16 protein-coding genes are annotated in these 19,017 nt (G+C 73.1%); 8 read left to right on the top strand and 8 right to left on the bottom strand.

What is annotated here, in order from left to right:
• On the bottom strand, positions 1 to 1,148 hold a 1,148-nt coding region (locus tag RZ84_RS41160), incomplete at its 3' end, for a serine/threonine-protein kinase (RefSeq protein ID WP_241778062.1).
• A 1,020-nt stretch (positions 1,149 to 2,168) separates the two neighbouring features.
• On the opposite strand from RZ84_RS41160, the gene RZ84_RS15625 reads away from it, so the two are divergent.
• Positions 2,169 to 2,816 carry a TetR family transcriptional regulator gene (locus RZ84_RS15625; RefSeq protein ID WP_043264833.1) on the top strand — a complete coding sequence of 216 codons (648 nt, stop codon included), beginning with the start codon at positions 2,169 to 2,171 and terminating at the stop codon, positions 2,814 to 2,816.
• A gap of 243 nt (positions 2,817 to 3,059) precedes the next feature.
• On the opposite strand, the gene RZ84_RS15630 is transcribed toward RZ84_RS15625, so the two are convergent.
• Both RZ84_RS15630 and RZ84_RS15635 read right to left on the bottom strand, forming a co-directional pair.
• Complete coding sequence (locus tag RZ84_RS15630) at positions 3,060 to 3,551, bottom strand: nitroreductase family deazaflavin-dependent oxidoreductase (RefSeq protein WP_198539994.1); 492 nt, start codon at positions 3,549 to 3,551, stop codon at positions 3,060 to 3,062.
• Positions 3,551 to 4,912 (bottom strand): acyl-CoA dehydrogenase family protein, encoded by a 1,362-nt coding sequence (locus RZ84_RS15635; RefSeq protein ID WP_043264835.1) that lies wholly within the window; start codon positions 4,910 to 4,912, stop codon positions 3,551 to 3,553. Before RZ84_RS15635 ends, RZ84_RS15630 begins: the two co-directional genes overlap by 1 nt.
• A gap of 254 nt (positions 4,913 to 5,166) precedes the next feature.
• Here RZ84_RS15635 and RZ84_RS15640 point away from each other — a divergent pair, with 254 nt between their 5' ends.
• The 3 genes from RZ84_RS15640 (at position 5,167) to RZ84_RS15650 (ending at position 8,940) form a co-directional block, all read left to right on the top strand.
• On the top strand, positions 5,167 to 6,351 hold the full coding sequence (locus RZ84_RS15640; protein WP_043264836.1) for a thiolase C-terminal domain-containing protein: 1,185 nt from the start codon (positions 5,167 to 5,169) through the stop codon (positions 6,349 to 6,351).
• Between the two features lie 454 nt (positions 6,352 to 6,805).
• Entirely contained in the window at positions 6,806 to 8,032 is a 1,227-nt protein-coding gene (locus tag RZ84_RS15645; RefSeq protein ID WP_043264837.1) for an RNA-guided endonuclease InsQ/TnpB family protein, read from the top strand.
• 167 nt (positions 8,033 to 8,199) lie between these two features.
• On the top strand, positions 8,200 to 8,940 hold the full coding sequence (locus RZ84_RS15650) for a pyridoxine/pyridoxamine 5'-phosphate oxidase (protein WP_043264838.1): 741 nt from the start codon (positions 8,200 to 8,202) through the stop codon (positions 8,938 to 8,940).
• A 39-nt stretch (positions 8,941 to 8,979) separates the two neighbouring features.
• Here the strand turns inward: RZ84_RS15650 and RZ84_RS15655 are convergent, their stop codons facing one another.
• On the bottom strand, positions 8,980 to 9,468 hold the full coding sequence (locus RZ84_RS15655; protein WP_043264839.1) for a GNAT family N-acetyltransferase: 489 nt from the start codon (positions 9,466 to 9,468) through the stop codon (positions 8,980 to 8,982).
• A 220-nt stretch (positions 9,469 to 9,688) separates the two neighbouring features.
• Positions 9,689 to 10,198 (bottom strand): Zn-ribbon domain-containing OB-fold protein, encoded by a 510-nt coding sequence (locus tag RZ84_RS15660; protein WP_078893803.1) that lies wholly within the window; start codon positions 10,196 to 10,198, stop codon positions 9,689 to 9,691.
• Positions 10,199 to 10,561: 363 nt separating this feature from the next.
• Here RZ84_RS15660 and RZ84_RS15665 point away from each other — a divergent pair, with 363 nt between their 5' ends.
• The 4 genes from RZ84_RS15665 to RZ84_RS35050 all read left to right on the top strand — a co-directional run bounded on the left by RZ84_RS15665 (position 10,562) and on the right by RZ84_RS35050 (position 15,425).
• The gene (locus RZ84_RS15665; RefSeq protein ID WP_043264841.1) at positions 10,562 to 12,829 is read left to right on the top strand and encodes an acetate--CoA ligase family protein; all 2,268 of its coding nucleotides are present in this window, start codon (positions 10,562 to 10,564) and stop codon (positions 12,827 to 12,829) included.
• 139 nt (positions 12,830 to 12,968) lie between these two features.
• Positions 12,969 to 13,850 carry an enoyl-CoA hydratase/isomerase family protein gene (locus tag RZ84_RS15670; RefSeq protein WP_043264842.1) on the top strand — a complete coding sequence of 294 codons (882 nt, stop codon included), beginning with the start codon at positions 12,969 to 12,971 and terminating at the stop codon, positions 13,848 to 13,850.
• 130 nt (positions 13,851 to 13,980) lie between these two features.
• Positions 13,981 to 14,595, top strand: coding sequence for a flavin reductase family protein (locus RZ84_RS15675; RefSeq protein ID WP_043264843.1), 615 nt, complete (start codon positions 13,981 to 13,983; stop codon positions 14,593 to 14,595).
• Between the two features lie 110 nt (positions 14,596 to 14,705).
• On the top strand, positions 14,706 to 15,425 hold the full coding sequence (locus RZ84_RS35050; protein ID WP_052229966.1) for a YoaK family protein: 720 nt from the start codon (positions 14,706 to 14,708) through the stop codon (positions 15,423 to 15,425).
• 12 nt (positions 15,426 to 15,437) lie between these two features.
• On the opposite strand, the gene RZ84_RS15685 is transcribed toward RZ84_RS35050, so the two are convergent.
• The 3 genes from RZ84_RS15685 to RZ84_RS15695 form a co-directional block, all read right to left on the bottom strand.
• Complete coding sequence (locus RZ84_RS15685) at positions 15,438 to 16,796, bottom strand: MFS transporter (RefSeq protein ID WP_052230491.1); 1,359 nt, start codon at positions 16,794 to 16,796, stop codon at positions 15,438 to 15,440.
• An 88-nt stretch (positions 16,797 to 16,884) separates the two neighbouring features.
• Positions 16,885 to 17,967, bottom strand: a complete 1,083-nt coding sequence (locus RZ84_RS15690) for a Zn-dependent alcohol dehydrogenase (RefSeq protein WP_043264844.1) — start codon at positions 17,965 to 17,967, stop codon at positions 16,885 to 16,887.
• Positions 17,964 to 19,017 (bottom strand): acyl-CoA dehydrogenase family protein (locus tag RZ84_RS15695; RefSeq protein WP_241777728.1); only part of this gene is annotated, 1,054 nt, incomplete at its 5' end. The genes RZ84_RS15690 and RZ84_RS15695, both read right to left, overlap by 4 nt.

A 19,017-nucleotide genomic window follows, 5' to 3' on the forward strand; every position in this document is an offset into this window, starting at 1 on the left:
GCCGCCGCCTCCGGGCCCACCGGCTGCGGCACCGGGACCCCGCCACGGGGGTCGGGCCCGCGGTGCGCGGCGGGGCCGGCGCCGATGCGGGACGGGCTGCCGTACTCGGGCGCCGCGACCGGCCGGCTCTCCGGCAGCGGCGCCGCCGGCTGCTGCGGGGCGGCGGCCGGCAGCGGGGGCGGCGCGGACTGCGGGCGGCCGGCGCCGCGGGGGACGGCGGCGGCGCGCGGGGGGCTCTGCGGGACGGCGCCGCGCCCGCCGCCGCGCCGCTGCTCGATGAGCGCCACGGCACCGGGCGGCAGCCAGGCCGACGCCGTGCCGCTGTCGTCGCTGCCGGAGCCGAAGAGATGCGGCGCCAGCTGGGACTGGAGGTCGGCCGGGGACGGCCGGTGGGCCGCCTCCATCTGCATACAGGACTCCATCAGCGGCCGGAGCTCATCCGGCAGACCGGCCAGGTCGGGGCCCTCCCGGAGCAGCATGAAGACCGTCTCGACGGGGTTGGCGCCGTGGAACGGGGCGTGCCCGGTGGCGGCGAAGACCAGCGTGGAGCCGAGCGAGAAGACATCGCTGGCGCCGGTGACGCTGCGGGAGTCACGGGCCTGCTCGGGCGACATGTAGGCCGGGGTGCCCACCGCCACGTTGGTCATCGTCAGCCGGGTGTTGGACACCCCGGAGGCGATACCGAAGTCGATCACCCGCGGACCGTCCTCCACCACCAGGACGTTGGACGGCTTCAGATCGCGGTGCACCAGCCCGGCGCCGTGGATCGACTGGAGCGCCTCCGCGATCCCGGCGGCCAGCCAGCGCACCGCCTGGGCCGGCAGCGGCCCGCACTCATTGACTATTTCCTCCAGGGAGGGCGCGGGTACGTACGCCGTCGCCAGCCAGGGCACGGCCGCCCTGGGGTCGGCGTCGACCACCGCCGCGGTGTAGAAGCCGCTGACCGCGCGGGCCGCCTCGACCTCGCGGGTGAACCGGACCCGGAACAGCTGGTCCTCGGCGAGTTCGGTGCGGACCGTCTTGATCGCCACCCGCCGGCCGGACGCCGACCGTGCCAGATAGACCAGGCCCATGCCGCCGGCCCCGAGACGGCCGAGGACCTCGAACGGGCCGATCCGTCGGGGATCGTGCTGCGTCAGCTGTGTCAGCTGCTCCACCACTTGCCTGCCACCTCCCCGTGGGGCGTAAAAGAGACTCTCAATAGCCACGAGCCGCCGAGAGCCACTGCCCCGTGCAGCGTCTCCCCGCCTGCGGCAAGGAGTGTCGAAACGGCCGTACGCACCCTGATTCTTCCTGGCCGGGCCGACGGTTGCGAACCCGGGGCCTGTCGGTCGTGTCACGAATCACCCCCTGCGATGCGCAACAAGGCCATTACCCGGCGTATTCCACCCCCGCCTGACGTGCGCCGATACGTCCGCGGACGGGCGGTTACCGAAGGGTTACCGACGAGTTGCACACCGCCCCGAAGTGGCGCGGGGGAATTTCCTTCCGCCCATCACCCCATCCGGACGGATGGATTCCGCGCGGGAAGCCGGACGGAAAGTGCGCGCACACCCGCCGGGCGCCCACCGGACAACCGGCCCGGCGACCGGCCACCGGTGGCCGAAACCATGCCCCTCCCCTCCCCCGGGCGAGAGGCGTCCCATCCCGTACCGCTGCGCATACCATCCCCCGCAATCCCACCCTGCGCGCCGGCGGGTCACCGGCGAGGGCCGATCGACAAGTCGGCCGACGGGTCAATTCTGCGCCGCCCAGGGCGATTTCGGGGGCAGGACACCGCGCGTGGCGCAGGAAATACCCCAGCGCCGCCCCGTCTCCCGTCCAAGCTAGTCGCGGGCTACGCGTCCCGCGCGGCCAGAATTCGAACACGGAGGCGATTCGGGCCCGACTCCCAAGCGGTAGACCGCACCCCCGTACAAGGCGCGGACCGTCAACGTGCCGACGCAGGTGGACACTTGCCGACAGGACACCGCACCTTGTCCACCAAAGTTGTCCACAGCCTGTTGATAACACCATTCACTGGATCGGACCAATGGACGCCCAACCGATCCGGGCCGCTATCGGGCCCGTTATCAGGGCGGCAACGAGCACCGGAAGCCCCGAACTCCCCCGTCCCCATTTGCAGGCAGCCAAATCGCGCTCCGATCACCCCTCGGTAAGCTGACGGCATGACAGGACAAGTTCGAACCGTCGACGGCAGAGTTGCCGGCCGCCGCGGACAGGCGACGCGGCAAAAGCTTCTCGACTGCCTCAGCGAAATGCTCAGTTCGTCCCCCTATCGGGACGTCAAAGTCATCGATGTGGCCCGCAAAGCGGGCACTTCACCCGCAACGTTCTATCAGTACTTCCCAGATGTGGAAGGCGCCGTCCTCGAAATCGCCGAGGAGATGGCCAAAGAAGGCGCAAGTCTGACCGATCTGGTCGCCGAGCGCTCCTGGGTGGGCAAGTCCGGCTGGCAGGCGGCGGAGGAGCTGGTCGACGGCTTCCTTTCCTTCTGGCGCAAGCACGATGCGATTCTGCGCGTCGTCGACCTGGGCGCGGCCGAGGGCGACAAGCGGTTCTACAAGATCCGCATGAAGATCCTCAACGCGGTCACCAACTCCCTTACGGAGTCCATCCAGGAGCTCCAGAGCAAGGGCAAGGTCGACAAGGACGTGAGCGCGGCGGCCATGGCCGGCTCGATCGTCGCGATGCTGGCGGCGGTCGCCGGGCATCAGAAGGGCTTCCAGAGCTGGGGCGTCAAGCAGGCCGAGCTCAAGCCGAATCTGGCGCTGCTGGTGCACTTCGGTGTCACCGGCAAGAAGCCGACCAGGTAACCGGGATCGCCGGATACCGGATCGAACCGGTCGACCAGACCGGCCGATCGAACCGGCCGATCGAACCGGTCGCGTCGAGAGCTCGCCTGCCTCGATGTCCCGGTGTTCCCGGGACAGTTCGCCCTCCGTCATGAGTCCGTCCTGCCATAGCTGTTTCGCGCACGCAGCGGGTGCCGACCGCCCCTCCGGGGTCCGTACGGCGCCCGCTGCGTGTGTGCGGCGGCCCGTCGAGCGCCCGGCAGGTCAGCGCCGGTCCAGCCGGAACAGCCGGATCTCCCGCGTCACCCGCGCCTGATAGGCGGCGTACGGCGGCCAGCGCTCCTGTGCCGCCCGCCAGGCCCGCGCCCGTTCCGCCCCGGTGAGCAGCCGGGCCCGCACCGGAATGTCCCGGCCCCGCCAACTCACCTCCGCCTCCGGGTTCTTGAGGAGGTTTCCGGTCCAGGCCGGATGCCCCGGCCGCCCGAAGTTGCTGCCGACCAGCAGCCAGCCGCCGTCGTCCTGCGGCAGGCAGGCGAGCGGGGTGCGCCGCGGCTGCCCGCTCCTGGCGCCGGTCGCGGTCAGGACCGCACCGGGCAGCATCCGGGCGCTGAGCAGCACCCGCCCGCCGGTCAGCCGGTGGACGGCGCGGTCCAGCGCCGGGATGACGTACGGGGCGATCCGCGCGAACGTCCGGGTCGCGGAGACCTTCTGCACCAGCCGCTCCACCGGGGGCACCAGCCGCTCTCCCGGGGGCATCAGGCGCCGACCGCCGCGCGACCGGCGCGCGGCGCCCCGCCCGTATCCGCCTCCCCTCCCGTGCCCGTGTCCCCGCCCGTGCCCGTGTCCGTGCCCCTGTCCGCGAACAGTCCGGCCTGTTCGGCCGCCCAGGCCCGCAGCCGGTGCACCGGCCCCAGCAGCAGCTCGTCACAGGCCGCCCGCTTGAAGTAGAGATGCGCCTCGTGCTCCCAGGTGAAGCCGATGCCGCCGTGCAGCTGCACCGCCTCGGCCGCCACCGCGCGCAGCGCCTCCAGCGCCTGGGCGAGCGCCAGCGCGCCCACACCGGCCCCGTCGGCCTCCCCGGCCCGGCCGCCGCCCGCCGCCCAGGCCGCGTAGTACGCCGCCGAGCGCGCCGCCTGCACCGCCACGTACAGGTCCGCGAGCCGGTGCTGCACGGCCTGGAAGGAGCCGATGGGTCGGCCGAACTGGGTGCGCTGCTGTACGTAGTCGACCGTACGGGCCAGCGCCTCATCGGCCGCGCCGACCGCCTCGGCGGCCAGCGCCGCAGCCGCCGTCGCCCCGGTGGCGGCCAGCGCCCCGGCCACCCCGGCGCCCTCCCCGCCTGGCTCCCGCCCCGCCTCGCCCGCCTCCTCGCCCAGCAACTCGGCGGCCACATCGCGGAGTTCGACCCGCGCCTGCGGCCGGGTCTCGTCCATCGCGGTCTGCCGGGTGCGCAGCAGGCCCGGCGCCCCGGCCCCGTCCGGCCCCTGCGCGCGTACGACGAAGAGCCGCGTGCGGCTGCGCGCGAACCCGCCCGTGTGCCCGGCGACCAGCAGCACATCGGCGGTGTGCCCGTCGAGGACCTGCCCGGCCTCCCCGTAGAGCCGCCAGCCCGCCCCGCCACCCGTCGTCGGCTGCTGCCGCGGCAACCGTGCCTGGATCCCGCCGGCCCGGCCGCCGCCCGCCCAGTCGCCGTCGTTGGACCCGGTCAGCGCCAGCGCGGTGGCCAGCTGCCCACCCGGTACGGCCAGGGTGGCGGTCAGCTCCCCGGCGGCGAGGGCGGGCAGCAACTCGGCACGCTGGTGTGCGCTGCCGAGCGCCAGGATCAGCGGGGCGGCCAGTACGGCGGTGCCGATCAGCGGCGAGGGGAGCACGACCCGGCCGGTTTCCTCGCAGGCCAGGGCGAGTTCGGTGGCCCCGCAGCCGACCCCGCCGTACGCGGTGGGCAGGGCCAGTCCGGGCAGCCCGAGCTGCCGGGCGAGTTGCCGCCACAGCCCGGTGTCATGGCCCTCCGGGGTGCGCACCGCCGCCTTGACCTCGTCCGGGCCGCAGCGTTTGCGCAGCAGTTCGCGCAGGGTGCGGCGGATCCCGTCCTGCTCCTCGGTGAACGCGGCATCCATCGGCGGACTCCTCCCGGCCGTGCGGTACCGCCCGCCCGGTCGGTCGGACGGGCCGGTTTCCGGTCATTCATCACGAACTGACGGGCCGTCATGGTAGGGACCGGGGTCGGAGTTTCCCAGTCCCGGGCGGACTTTCCCGGCCGCCCGCCTGGCCCCCTGCCCTCTACCCCTCTCCCCCTGCACCCTCCCTCTGCATCCCTGGAACGCGCCCCGCCCACTGCTCACCCCGCCATACCTGATGTATCGTCAGATTCATGTCGTCAGGGACCCTTTCCCGGAACCGCAAGGTCGCCGTCGCCGGAGTCGCGCTGTCCGACTGCGGACGCGTGGACGAGGCCACCCCGTACGCCCTGCACGCCCAGGCCGCCCGCCGGGCGCTCGCCGACTCCGGCCTCGACCGGTCGGCGATCGACGGCTTCGCCTCGGCGGGCCTCGGCACCCTCGCACCCATCGAGGTCGCGGAATACCTGGGCCTGCGCCCCACTTGGGTGGACTCCACCTCGGTCGGCGGCGCGACCTGGGAAGTGATGGCCGCGCACGCCGCCGACGCGATCGCCGCCGGCCGGGCCGACGCCGTGCTGCTGGTCTACGGCTCCACCGCCCGCGCCGACATCAAGGCGCGGCGCCGCACCGCCGACCTCTCCTTCGGCGCCCGCGGCCCGCTCCAGTTCGAGGCCCCCTACGGGCACACCCTGATCGCCAAGTACGCGATGGCCGCCCGCCGCCATATGCACCAGTACGGGACGACCCTGGAACAGCTGGCCCGGATAGCCGTCCAGGCACGGGCCAACGCGGCGACGAACCCGGACGCCATGTACCGTGCGCCGATCACCGTCGACGAGGTGCTCTCCGGCCCGATGATCGCCGACCCGTTCACCAAACTGCACTGCTGCATCCGCTCCGACGGCGGCTGCGCGGTACTGCTGGTCGCCGGGGACCGGGTGCCCGACATGGCCAAGCCCCCGGTCTGGGTGCTCGGTTCGGGCACCTCCGCCTCGCACACCACCATGTCGGAGTGGGACGACTTCACCGTCTCCCCGGCCGCCGTCTCCGGCCGACTGGCCTTCGAGCGCGCCGGCGTCCGCCCCTCGGAGATCGACCTCGCCGAGATCTACGACGCCTTCACCTATATGACCCTGGTGACCCTGGAGGACCTGGGCTTCTGCGCCAAGGGGGAGGGCGGCGCGTTCGTCGGGACGGGGCGGCTGCTGCGGGACGGCGAGCTGCCGGTGAACACCGACGGCGGCGGGCTGGCCGCCTGCCACCCGGGGATGCGCGGGCTGTTCCTGCTGGTCGAGGCGGTGCGCCAGCTCCGCGGCGAGGCAGGCCCGGACCGCCAGGTACGGAAACCCGGCGGCGGCCTGCCGCAGCTCGCGGTGGCCTCCGGGACGGGCGGTTGGTTCTGCTCGTCGGGGACGGTGGTACTGGGGCGCGGGTAGGGGCGGTCCCGTCACGGGCGGTCCCGTCGCCGGCTTCCGCGTGGCCGTCGCCACCCTGAGGCGGCCGTCGCGGTCGAGCGTGACCAGGCCGCGCAGCGCGCTCCGGCCGACCTCGCCGAGGGTCTCGGGGGCGCCGCCCGGGCCCGCCAACGGGCCGAGGACCACGGGGAGTTCGACGAACACGTCCTTGAGCGGCCGGGGAGGTGCGAGGGCCCCGAAGCCGCTGCGCTCGCTCGCGCTCACGCCGCTGCCGGATAGGCATAGCCAAAATTCTCGCATCGCTAACCAATCGAGCAGCGATAGGTTCACGGCGGCGTTCGTCGCGGCTGACGGCTGACAACCCTTCAGGGCAGTGGTGAAGCGTATCCCGTGATTCCGGCGCGAAGTGCCGGAATCACCGTGAAGCGCGAGGCATCCCAACGGCCTTGTCAGTCCTCCGCGTTAGAGTGCTGACATGCAGCTTCGGTACAGCTTCCGCCTGTACCCGAACGGGTCTCAGCGTGCCGCGTTGGCCAGGGCGTTCGGGTGTGCGCGGGTGGTCTTCAACGATGCGCTTCGCGCTCGTGAGGACGCCCGAGCCGCCGGGCTGCCGTTCATCACTGCCAGCGAGTTATCCAAGCACCTCACGGCCGCCAAGAAGACTTCGGAGCGGGGGTGGCTGACCGAGGTCTCCTCCGTGATCCTCCAGCAGTCCCTGCGGGACCTGGATACCGCCTATCGGAACTTCTTCGACTCGCTCAAGGGCAAGCGCCCGAAAATGGGACCGCCCCGGTTCAAGTCGAAGCGGGACAGTCGGCAGGCGATCCGCTTCACCGCCAACGCCGGATGGAAGATCACCCCCGGCAGTAAACTCCGGCTTCCCAAGATCGGCGACCTGACCGTGAAATGGTCCCGCACGCTACCGTCCACCCCCTCCACGGTGACCGTGATCAAGGACTCGGCCGGACGGTACTTCGCATCGTTCGTGGTGAAGACCGGCCCACAAGAGGTCCTGCCCACCACCACGCCCCAGATCGGCATGGACCTGGGCCTGGGGCACTTCGCCGTTCTCTCCGACGGGACGAAGATCGACAGCCCACGCTTCCTGCGCCGAGCCGAGAAGCAGCTCAAGAAGGTTCAGCGCTCCCTGTCCCGCAAGGCGAAGGGAAGCGCCAACCGGAACAAGGCCCGGCTTCGCTTCGCCCGTGCTCACGCACGGGTGGCCGACGCGCGGCGAGAATTCCACCACCAGCTCTCCACCAAACTGATCCGCGAAAACCAAGCCATCGCGGTGGAAGATCTGGCCGTCAAGGGACTCGCCCGCACACGCCTGGCCAAGTCCGTACACGACGCCGGATGGTCGCAATTCGTGACCATGCTGGAGTACAAAGCCCGCCGATACGGCCGCACCTTCGTCCGCATCGGCCGCTTCGAGCCCACCTCACAGGTCTGCTCCGCCTGCGGCGTCAAGGACGGCCCCAAACCCCTCCACATCCGCCAATGGACCTGCCAGGCCTGCGGGACCGTCCTGGACAGAGACACCAACGCGGCGGTCAACGTCGCCAAGGCCGCCGGACTGGCGGTAACAGCCTGCGGAGCGCAGATAAGACCGGTACCCGTACCGGCACAGCGCGACGAAACAGGAACCCACCCGAAGCCGCACCCGACAACGGTGCGACAGGCGGGAATCGCCCTCCTTTAGGTGAGCGAGGATGTCAATTCGACGGACTGCATCTCGTCGAGATGGATCGCTGGTCCCGCGGGCCGGTGGTACTGCTCAGCGATGCCGCACACTAATCACGCTCAAGGACCACCCGCTGCCGCCGGCTGCCGCGGCCCGTCCCGCCCGGCCCCCGTACGCTGCCTGACATGGCCGATCACCCCGCGCACCCCGACCGCTCGTCCCGCCCCTCCGGCCGGCCCTCCCCCGAGGGCACGCCGGAGGGGGCCGCCGCTGCGGATGCCTTCCGCGAGCTGCTGCGCGGGCTGCGGGTCTGGGAGTGCGAACTGCCGTCGTTCGACCCGGAGCGGGCGCCCGCCGAGCCGCTGCCGCTCTTCCGGCGGTGGCTGCGGGAGGCCGCCGAGGCCGGCGTCCCCGAGCCGCACACCATGACCCTGGCGACGGCGGACGAGACCGGCGACCCTTCCGTACGGACCCTGATGCTGCACGACGCCGATGAGCGGGGCTGGCACTTCGGCACCCACCGCGGCAGCCGCAAGGGCCGCGAACTGGCCGTCCGCCCGCGGGCCGCGCTCGGCTTCTACTGGGCGGCGGTCGGCCGCCAGGTACGGATCAGCGGCACGGTGACCGCGGCCGGTCCGGAGGAGAGCGCGGCCGATCTGCACCAGCGCTCGACCGGTGCGCTGGCGGCGGCGCTGGTCGGCCACCAGAGCGAGGTGCTCGGCTCGACCGAGGAGCTGGCCCGCGCCTCGGACGCGGCCTGGGAGCGCGCCCGCCGCGAACCGGACGCGCCGGTCCCGAGCTGGACGCTGTACGTACTGCGCGCCGACGAGGTGGAGTTCTTCCAGGGCGATGCCCGGCGGCGCCACGTGCGGCTCAACTACCGCCGTACGGAGAGCGGTTGGGTGCGGGAGCTGCTCTGGCCGTGACGGCGGGGCGTGTCCGGGGCCCGCCCCGTCGCACCGCTCCTACAGCCGCCGATACATGATGTGCAGCCCCACGTACCCCTTGGTGGGGTGGTGGAAGCCCTCGGGCAGCGTCGTCATGATCGTGAAGCCGAGGGAGCGCCAGAGGGCGACGGCGCCGGTGTTGGTCTCCACGACGGCGTTGAACTGCATCGCCCGGTATCCCTCGGAGCGGGCCCAGGCCAGCACATGCTCGCCCAGGGCCCGTCCCGTGCCGCGCCGGCGGCATCGCGGGTCGACCATGAAGCTGGCACTGGCGATGTGCGCGGCGCCGCCCAGGTGGTTGGGGTTCATCTTGGCCGAGCCCAGCACCGCCCCGGAGGCGTCGACGGCGACGACCGTACGGCCGGGCGGCTCCAGCATCCAGCTCGCACGGGCCGCCGGCTCGTCGATGTCGCGCGGATAGGTGTAGGTCTCCCCGGCCCGCACGATGGTCCGGAAGAACGGCCAGACGGCGGGCCAGTCGGCGGCGGTGGCGTCGCGGATCAGCATCGGTGGGGTCGGTACGGGCGAGGCCGGGACGGGCGGGGTCGGTGCGGGCGGGGTCGGTTCCGGTGAGGTCGGTTCAGGCGAGGCTGGATCCGGTGGGGACGGTACAGGTGAGGTCGGCACCGGAGCAGCGTGCCGTGGGCGGGGGCGGGACCGCCACCGGATTGTCCGCGGGCCGGCGGGGCTCCCCGGGCCGGCGGGCCCACCGGGCGCGCCGGCCCGGTCACCCGTCGTAGGCCGGACGGAAGACCGGAACCGCGTACCCGCCGGCGCCCGCCGTCCCCCCTGCTCCCCGGGAATCCAGCGGGGCCCTGCGGAAGTGCACCGTGAGCGGCATCCCGATCCGGAGGTCCGCCGCCGCGCAGTCCGTCACCTCGGTCATCATCCGCGGCCCTTCGGCGAGTTCGACCACGGCCGCCACGTACGGGACCCGGTCGCCGAACGGCGGGAGGTCGTTGCGGTGCACGACGGACCAGGTGTAGAGGGTGGCGCGGCCGGCGGCCGGCTCCCAGACGACGTCCTCGCTCCAGCAGCGCGGGCAGAACTCGCGCGGGTAGTGGTGGACCGCCCCGCACCCCGCGGCCCGGCACCGGCGCAGCAGCAGCCGCCCCTCGGCCGCGGCGTCCCAGTACGGCCGGGTGAAGGCGTCCGCCTCCGGCAGATCACACCGCACCGGCGCACTCCCGGCGACGCCCGCAGCTCCGGCCGGGCTCCCCGTACGTTCCGCACTCATCCGCACACCCCCAGCGCGCACCGCCGTTCACGTCCCGAGTCAGCTCTTCTCTGACGGTACGTCAGTTCAGCGGATGGGCGGCCGGGCGCGCAAGGGGCCGGGTCCGGCCGGGCCGGAACGCCCTCGGAGCCCTCGGAGCCAAGGTCGCCCACTGAAGCTTTACCGTGCAGCCCCATTCCTGACATGGCGTCAGTTCAGTAATCTGACTAGGCGTCAGCTATCGCCCCGCGTACGGAGCGGAAGCGGTGGTGCAGTGCAATGCGGTGCGCAGCGCGGGCTGACCGGTGCGCACACGCGGTGCGGTGTGCGGTGCGGCGCGCAGTGCAGTCAACGAGAGCCGTCACACAGGAGCGGGCGTCTGCGATGCTTGGATCGACTCACGGCACCCTCACCACGCACTCCCGGCCGGCCCGCGTCGTGGCCTGCGGGGAGCACCCCCCTCACACCGTCCACAGCATGACCGATCCGCGTGGCGGCACCGGGCGGCTCGGCGACGGCAGCGGCGACGGCAACGTCGACCGCGACGTCAGCGGCCGTCCACTGAGCGCCCCGGTCCCCGACCTGGACCGCTTCTTCCGGCCCGAGTCCGTGGCGGTGATCGGCGCCTCGGACACCGAAGGCCGCCCCAACACCGGCATCACGCGCCAGCTCATCGCCTGGGCGGAGCGGGTCGGCGCCCGGCTCCACCCGGTCAACCCGGGACGCGAGAGCGTCTTCGGCCGGGCCTGCCACGCCACCGTCGCCGAACTGCCCGAAGCCGTCGACCTCGCCGTCGTGCTGGTCGGCGACCCGCTGCCGGTGATCGAGCAACTGGCCGAGGCCAAGGCGAAGTTCGCGGTGGTCTTCGCCTCCGGCTTCGCCGAGACCGGCGCCGACGGGGCCGCCGCCCAGAACCGGCTCGCCGAGGCCGTCGAACGCTCCGGCCTGCGGCTCCTCGGGCCGAACACCAACCTCAACGCCTTCGAGAGGTTCCGCGACGATCTGGACGGTCCGGCCATCGCGCTGATCACGCAGTCAGGCCACCAGGGCCGGCCCGTCTTCACCCTCCAGGAGCTGGGCATCCGCCTCTCGCACTGGGCCCCGACCGGCAACGAGGCCGATCTGGAGACCGCCGACTTCCTCTCCTACTTCGCCGCGCGTCCCGAGGTCGGGGCGATCGCCGCGTATGTGGAAGGGCTCAAGGACGGCCGCAGCTTTCTGCTCGCCGCCGACCGCGCCGCCCGCAACAAGGTGCCGGTCGTCGTCGTCAAGGTCGGCCGCACCGAGACCGGTGCCCGGACGGCCGCCTCGCACACCGGCAAGCTCACCGGCGCGGACGAGGTGGTGGACGCCGCGCTGCGGCAGTTCGGCGTGATCCGGGTGGACGGGCTCGACGAGCTCCAGGACACCGCGGCGCTGCTGGCCCGCGCCCGGAAGCCCACCGCCGAGGGCATCGCCGTCTACTCGATCTCCGGCGGCACCGGCGCCCACTTCGCCGATCTGGCGACCGCGGCGGGCCTGCGGCTGCCGGCCCTGTCCGACGCCAAGCAGGCCGAACTCCACCGGTGGATACCGGACTACCTCAACGTCGCCAACCCGATCGACAACGGCGGCCACCCGGTCGGCGACTGGCGCGGGCGCAAGATCCTCGACGCGATCCTCGCCGACCCGTCCGTCGGCGTGCTCGTCTGCCCGATCACCGGCCCCTTCCCGCCGATGAGCGACCGGCTGGCACAGGACCTGGTGGACGCGGCGGAGCAGACGGACAAGCCGGTGTGCGTGGTCTGGGGCTCGCCGGTCGGCACCGAGGACGCCTATCGCCGCACCCTCCTCGGCTCCTCGCGGGTGGCGACCTTCCGCACCTTCGCCAACTGCATCACCGCCGTCCGCGCCTACCTCGACCACCACCGCTTCGCCGCCGGATACCGCTCGCCGTTCGACGAGGCGCCGCGGGTGCTCTCGCCCTCCTTCCGGAAGGCGCAGGGGCTGATGCGGCCGGGCCGGCAGCTGAGCGAACACGCGGCGAAGCAGCTGCTGCGCGCCTACGGCATCCGCGTACCGCGCGAGCAGCTGGTGACCAGCGCGGCGGCGGCCGTACGGGCGGCGAGCCTGGTCGGCTATCCGGTCGTGATGAAGGGCTCCGGCCCGCAACTGGCCCACAAGACCGAACTCGGCCTGGTCAAGGTCGGGTTGACCTCGGCCAGCCAGGTCCGGGACACCTATCGCGAGCTGACCGACATCGCCCGCTACGAGGGCGTGCCGCTGGACGGCGTGCTGGTCTGCCAGATGGTCGAACGGGGCGTCGAGATGGCCGTCGGCGTCACCCACGACGCGCTGTTCGGGCCGACCGTGTCCGTCGGGCTGGGCGGGGTGCTCGTGGAGGTCCTGCGGGACATCGCGGTGGGCGTACCGCCCTTCGGCGAGGACCGGGCGCGCGCGATGCTCGGCGAACTCCGCGGTCACGCGCTCCTGGAGGGCGTACGCGGCGCGCCGCCGGCGGACACCGACGCACTGGTCGAGACCGTGCTGCGGGTGCAGCGGATGGCCCTGGAACTCGGCGGCGAGCTGGCGGAGTTGGACATCAACCCGCTGGTCGTGCTGCCCCGCGGCCAGGGCGCGGTGGCGCTGGACGCGCTGGCCGTGTGCCATTGACCGCAGCGCACCCGCACCGCGTACCCCATATCCCTCACATCCCCCGCATCCCCCGTATCCCCCGCATCCCTCACATCCCCCGTTCCCCCTGCCCGTTGGCCTTCCCCTCGGCCTTCCCGATCTCCGGAGCCGCTCCCCCATGACCTCCGCACCGTCCTCCCGCGCCGATTCCCCCGCCGGCGAGGCCCCGGCGCCCGCCGCCGGCCCTGCCGAACCCGTCGATTCCTTGATACTGCACGCCACTGACAACGGCGTCTCGTGGCTGACCCTCAACCGCCCGGACGCCATGAACGCCCTCACCCGGGACCAGCGCGAACGCCTCATCGGCCGGCTCGCCGACGCCTCCGCCGACCCGGACGTACGGGCGGTGGTGATCACCGCGACCGGCAAGGGGTTCTGCGCGGGCGCCGATCTGCGTAGCGCCCCGCCGGCCGACGGCGCGGACGGTGGGGTGCGGGTTGCCGGCGATGTCGCGCGGATGATCCGGAACGGCGCACAGCGGTTGATCGCCGCCGTACTGGACTGCGAGAAGCCGGTCATCGCCGCCGTCAACGGGACCGCCGCCGGGATCGGCGCGCATCTCGCGTTCGCCTGCGATCTGGTGCTGGCCGCCGAATCGGCCCGGTTCATCGAGGTGTTCGTGCGCCGCGGGCTGGTCCCGGACGGCGGCGGCGCGTATCTGCTGCCACGGCTCATCGGCCCGCAGCGGGCCAAGGAGCTGATGTTCTTCGGCGACGCCGTACCGGCCGCCGAGGCCGCACGCCTGGGCCTGGTCAACCGGGTCGTACCGGACGGCGAGTTGGCGAGGACCGCGCGGGAGTGGGCGGAGCGGCTGGCCGCCGGCCCGACCCGCGCCCTCGCCCTCACCAAGGCGCTGGTCAACGCCTCCCTGGACGGTGACCGCGGCACGGCCTTCGCCGCCGAGGCCACCGCCCAGGAGCTCACCATGACCACGGCGGACGCACAGGAGGGCGTCGCCGCCTTCGTGGAGCGCCGCCGCCCCACCTACCGGGGGCGGTGACCGTCCCCGCGCTCCCCCGAATACCCTCATCCGCCCCCGTGACGCCCCCACACCACCCTTCAGGTGGTCGCCCACCCTTCACATCTGACGTCACATCAGCTTCAATGCAGGCATGATGGGACACGCCGGAATGGCGGCCACCGCAGTGCGCTACCTACGGGCCACGGGCGCACCGACCAAGGCCGCCCCACCGGCCGCACAGGACCCCACCGCACTCCCCCGACCCGCCCTCCGCGCCGTGCGGGAGGACGAACGCGCCTCCCTGGATCCGGCCGAATTCCGTTCCGTTCTGGGCCACTTCGCGAGCGGCGTCACGATCATCACCGCCCCGGGCGACCCACGTCCGGCCGGCTTCGCCTGCCAGTCCTTCGCCTCCCTCTCCCTGGACCCGCCCCTGGTGGCGTTCATGGTCGCCCGCACCTCGACGACCTGGCCGCGCATCGCCCGCGCCGGCGTCTTCTGCGTCAACGTCCTCGGCGCCGAACAGGGCCCGCTCTGCCGCGCCTTCGCGGTCAGCGGCGCCGACAAGTTCGCCGGCGTCGGCCACACCCCGGCCCCGGCCACCGGCTCCCCCCTCCTGGCGGACGTCCCGGCCTGGATCGACTGCACCGTCCACGCCGTGCACACCGGCGGCGACCACCTCATCGTCGTCGGCCGGGTGGCCGCCCTCGGCACCGACCCGGTCGCGGTCGAACGCGGTCCGCTCCTCTTCCACCGGGGCGCCTTCGGGCGGTTCGACGGCTGACGGGCACCCCGACCGGGGCGCTTTGCCGAAAGAGGCCCCGATACGGTGCTTTTCGGCCCCTTCATCGCGATGGGTTGCACGGCGGCCGGGACCCACGAAGGATCATCTGCATGGTTGCTGATCCTGGCCCGTCCCGGGGAGAGGACCCCCCGCCCGCCGTCCCGGCCCCGTCCTCCGGCGACCCGTTCCCGGCCGCGGTGCTGTCCCTGACGGTGACCATCGGCATGACCGACGCCATCAGCTTCCTCGGCCTGGGCGAGGTCTTCGTCGGCATGATGACCGGCAACGTCGTCGCGTTCGGCTTCGCCCTCGGCGGCGCTGCGGACGTCGCCCGGCTCACCCCGCTGCTCGCCCTGACCGGCTTCCTGACCGGCGTCGCCGCCACCGCGGCCGCCCTGCGCAGGGCGGCCTCCCCGGCCTCCCGCCACTGGTTCTGCACGGCCCTGGCCGTCGAGGCCCTGCTCCTGCTGGCCGCCGCGGTCATCTCGTTCCGGCACCCCGGCGGCCACGGTCACCACGCGCTGGTGACCCTGCTGTCCCTGACGACGGGCATCCGCTGCGCCGCGGTCCGCAGCCTCGCGATACCGGAGCTGCTCACCACCTTCGCCCTCACCGGCGCGCTGATCTCCCTCGTCCACGGCGCCTGCACCGGCACCGGCGCGCACACCCCGCGCCGCCTCGGCCTCATCGGCAGCACCGCGCTCGGCGCCGTCATCGGGGCCACCGCGCTCACCCAACTCGGGCGCAGCTGGGCCCTGCTGGTGACCTCGTGCACCGTCGCCGCCCTGACCGTCGCCCTCCGCTGCCACCCCGGATCACAGCGCCGCTGAGCCGCCCGGCGGCTACGTCACCGCCCGCCCCCTCCCTCGGATCACCACCGCCATCAGCGCCGCCACCGCGCACAGCGCGCCGGAGGCGTACCAGACCGGGTCGTAGCTGCCGAAGGCGTCCCGGGCCAGGCCGCCGAGGTAGGCGATGAGGGCGGCGCCGACCTGGTGGGCGGCGAGGACCCAGCCGAAGACGATGGCGCCGTCGGCTCCGTAGTGCTCGCGGCACAGGGCGATGGTCGGGGGGACGGTGGCGACCCAGTCGAGGCCGTAGAAGACGATGAAGAAGATCATCGGGGGGTGGACGGTGTCCGCGAGGAGCACCGGCAGGAACATCAGGGAGATGCCCCGCAGGGCGTAGTAGACGGCCAGCAGGCGGCGGGGGTCGAAGCGGTCGGTGAACCAGCCGGAGGCGATGGTGCCGGCGATGTCGAAGACGCCGATGACGGCGAGGAGCGAGGCGGCAGCGGTCATCGGCATGCCGTGATCGTGGGCAGCCGGCACGAAGTGGGTTTTCACCAGCCCGTTCGTCGTGGCACCGCAGATCGCGAAGGTGCCGGAGAGGAGCCAAAAGGGCCCCATGGGGGTCCCCCCGCCCGAGCGAAGCCGAGGGTGGGGGAGGGCGGCCGAGGCGAGGGCCCGCAGGGCGCGGCGGGCGGCACCCCGCTGCGGCGCCGGCTTGGGGACGAAGTCCGCCGACCCGTACGGGGCCACCCCGACGTCCGCCGGGTGGTCGCGCAGCAGCAGCCAGACGAGGGGGACGACGGCGAGCGCGGCGAGGGCGACGGTGACCGCGGCCGGGCGCCAGCCGTTGCGCTCGACCATCCAGGAGAGCAGCGGCAGGAACACCAGCTGGCCGGAGGCGCCGGCGGCGGTGAGGACGCCGGTGACCAGGCCGCGCCGGGCGACGAACCAGCGGCCGGTGACGGTCGCGGCGAAGGCGAGCGCCATCGAGCCGCTGCCCAGGCCCACCAACACGCCCCAGAGCAGGATCAGTTGCCAGCTCGCGGTCATGAAGACGGTGAGGCCGGCGCCGGTCGCGATCACGGTCAGCGCGGCGGCGACCACCCGGCGGATCCCGAAGCGGTCCATGAGGGCGGCGGCGAACGGGGCGGTCAGCCCGTAGAGGGCGAGGTTGACCGACACCGCGAAGCCGATGGTGCCGCGCGACCAGTGGAACTCGTCGTGCAGCGGGTCGATCAGCAGCCCGGGGAGCGAGGCGAAGCCGGCCGCACCGGTGATCGTCAGGAAGGTGACGGCGGCGACGGACCAGGCCCGGTGGGGGCGGCGACGGCGGGGCCGGGCGGCCGGGGGCGCTGCGGGAGCCTCCTCGGCGGGCGCGCGCAGCGGCAGATCAGGTGGTGTCCAGGTCACCTCGACAGCTTCGGGGACGCGGTCGTACCGATCGAGTGGCCGGAGGGCCAGTGTTCGCAAGGATCGGGCCAGCCCTCCGGCCGGTGGTTCACTCCGCGTCCTCCCCGAACAGCAGCACCGCCCGCGCCACCCGCCCGTGGTGCGCGTCGTCCGCCGCCTTGGCGAAGTCCTCCACCGCGTACGTACGGGTCACCAACTCGTCCAGCAGCAGCCGCCCTTCGCGGTACAGCCGGGCGTACAGGGCGATGTCCCGCTGGGGGCGGGAGGACCCGTAGCGGCAGCCCAGGATGGACTTGTCCAGGTACATCGACGAGACGAGGAAGGACGCCTCGGCGGTGGCCGGCGGAACGCCGAGCAGCACCGCCTGCCCGTGCCGGTCCAGCAGATCGATCGCCTGCCGGATCAGCCGGGTACTGCCCACGCACTCGAAGGCGTGGTCGGCGCCGGTCGGCAGGATCGCCTTCACCGCCCTGACGGTGTCCCGGGCGGCCGACGCGTCGACGAAGTGCGTCGCCCCGAACTGCCGCGCCGCCGCCTCCTTCGCCGGGTTGGCGTCCACCGCCACGATCACCGAGGCGCCCGCGATCCGCGCGCCCTGGAGCACGTTGAGGCCGACCCCGCCCGCCCCGATGACCACCACGGAATCCCCGCGGTCCACCCTCGCCCGGTTGAGAACGGCGCCGACCCCGGTCAGCACCCCGCACCCGATCAGCGCCGCGGACGTCAGCGGAATGTCCCGGGCGATCTTCACCGCCTGCACCGCCTTGACGACGGTGCGCTCCGCGAACGCCGAGTTCGAGGCGAAGTTGAACAGCCGCGCCTCCCCGCGACGGAACGGCTTCCCGGGCATCCCGATCGCCTTGCGGCACATCGTCGGCCGCCCCCGGTCGCACTCCGCGCACGCCCCGCAGTTCGCCAGCGTCGACAGCGCCACATGGTCACCGGGCACGACATGGTCCACCCCCGCCCCCACGGCCTCGACCACCCCGGCCCCCTCGTGCCCCAGCACCACCGGCACCGGAAACGGAATGGTCCCGTCGATCACCGACAGATCGCTGTGGCACAGCCCCGCGGCCCGGATGCCCACCAGCACCTCGCCCGGCCCCGGATCCCGCACCTCCAGATCGTCCACGACCCGGGGCTGCTCACCGTCGAATATGACGCCCTTCATCTGAACCGCTCCGCTCTCGGCAGGCCGAGCACCCGCTCGGCGATGATGTTGCGCTGGATCTCGTCCGAGCCGCCGTAGATCGTGTCGGCCCGGGTGAACAGGAACAGCCGTTGCAGCGCGTCGAGTTCGTACGGAGCCGCCGCGGACCAGTCGGCGGGCCCCACCACGGCCGCCGCCCCGCGGACCCGCATCGCCAGCTCCCCCAGCCGCCGATGCCAGCCGCCCCACAGCAGTTTCGCCACGCTCGGTGCCCCCGCGTCACCATCTGCCCCCAGAGTCCGCAGCGCATTCCACCGCATGACCTTCAACTCGCCCCACTGCCTCACGAGTTGCTCCCGCAGCACGGGATCCCGCACCGCCCCGCTGCGCAGCGCCGCCCCGACCACCTCCCCCAACTCCGCGGCGAAGCCGATCTGCTGGACCAGCGTCGACACCCCCCGCTCCAGCGCCAGCAGCCCCATCGCCACCCGCCAGCCCGCGCCCTCCCCGCCCACCACGTGCTCGGCGCGCGCCACCGCCCCGTCGAAGAACACCTCGTTGAACTCCGCCGTCCCCGACATCTGCCGGATCGGCCGCACCTCGATCCGCCCCGGCTGGTCCATCGGCACCAGCAGGAACGACAGCCCCCGGTGCCGCCGCTCCTTCGGATCCGTCCGCGCCAGCACGAAGCACCAGTCGGCCTCCATGGCGAGCGAGGTCCACACCTTCTGCCCGCTGACCCGGTACCCGCCCGTGTCCCGCACCGCCACCGTCCGCAGCCCCGCCAGGTCCGACCCCGCGTCCGGTTCGCTGTACCCCTGGCACCACAGCTCCTCCCCCCGCGCCACCGCCGGCACGAACCGCCTGCGCTGCGCCTCGTCCCCGTACGCGATCAGCGTCGGCGCCAGCAGGTTCTCCCCGATGTGCCCCACCCGCCCCGGCGCCCCGGCCCGCGCGTACTCCTCCGCCCACACCACCTGCTGCGTCAGCGACCCCGCCCGGTTCCCGTACGCACCGTGCCGACGGTCCCACCCCAGCCCGATCCACCCACCCCGCCCCAACTCCCGCTCC

It is taken from the genome of Streptomyces sp. CT34 (genome assembly GCF_000805335.1).
Lineage (GTDB): Bacteria > Actinomycetota > Actinomycetes > Streptomycetales > Streptomycetaceae > Streptomyces.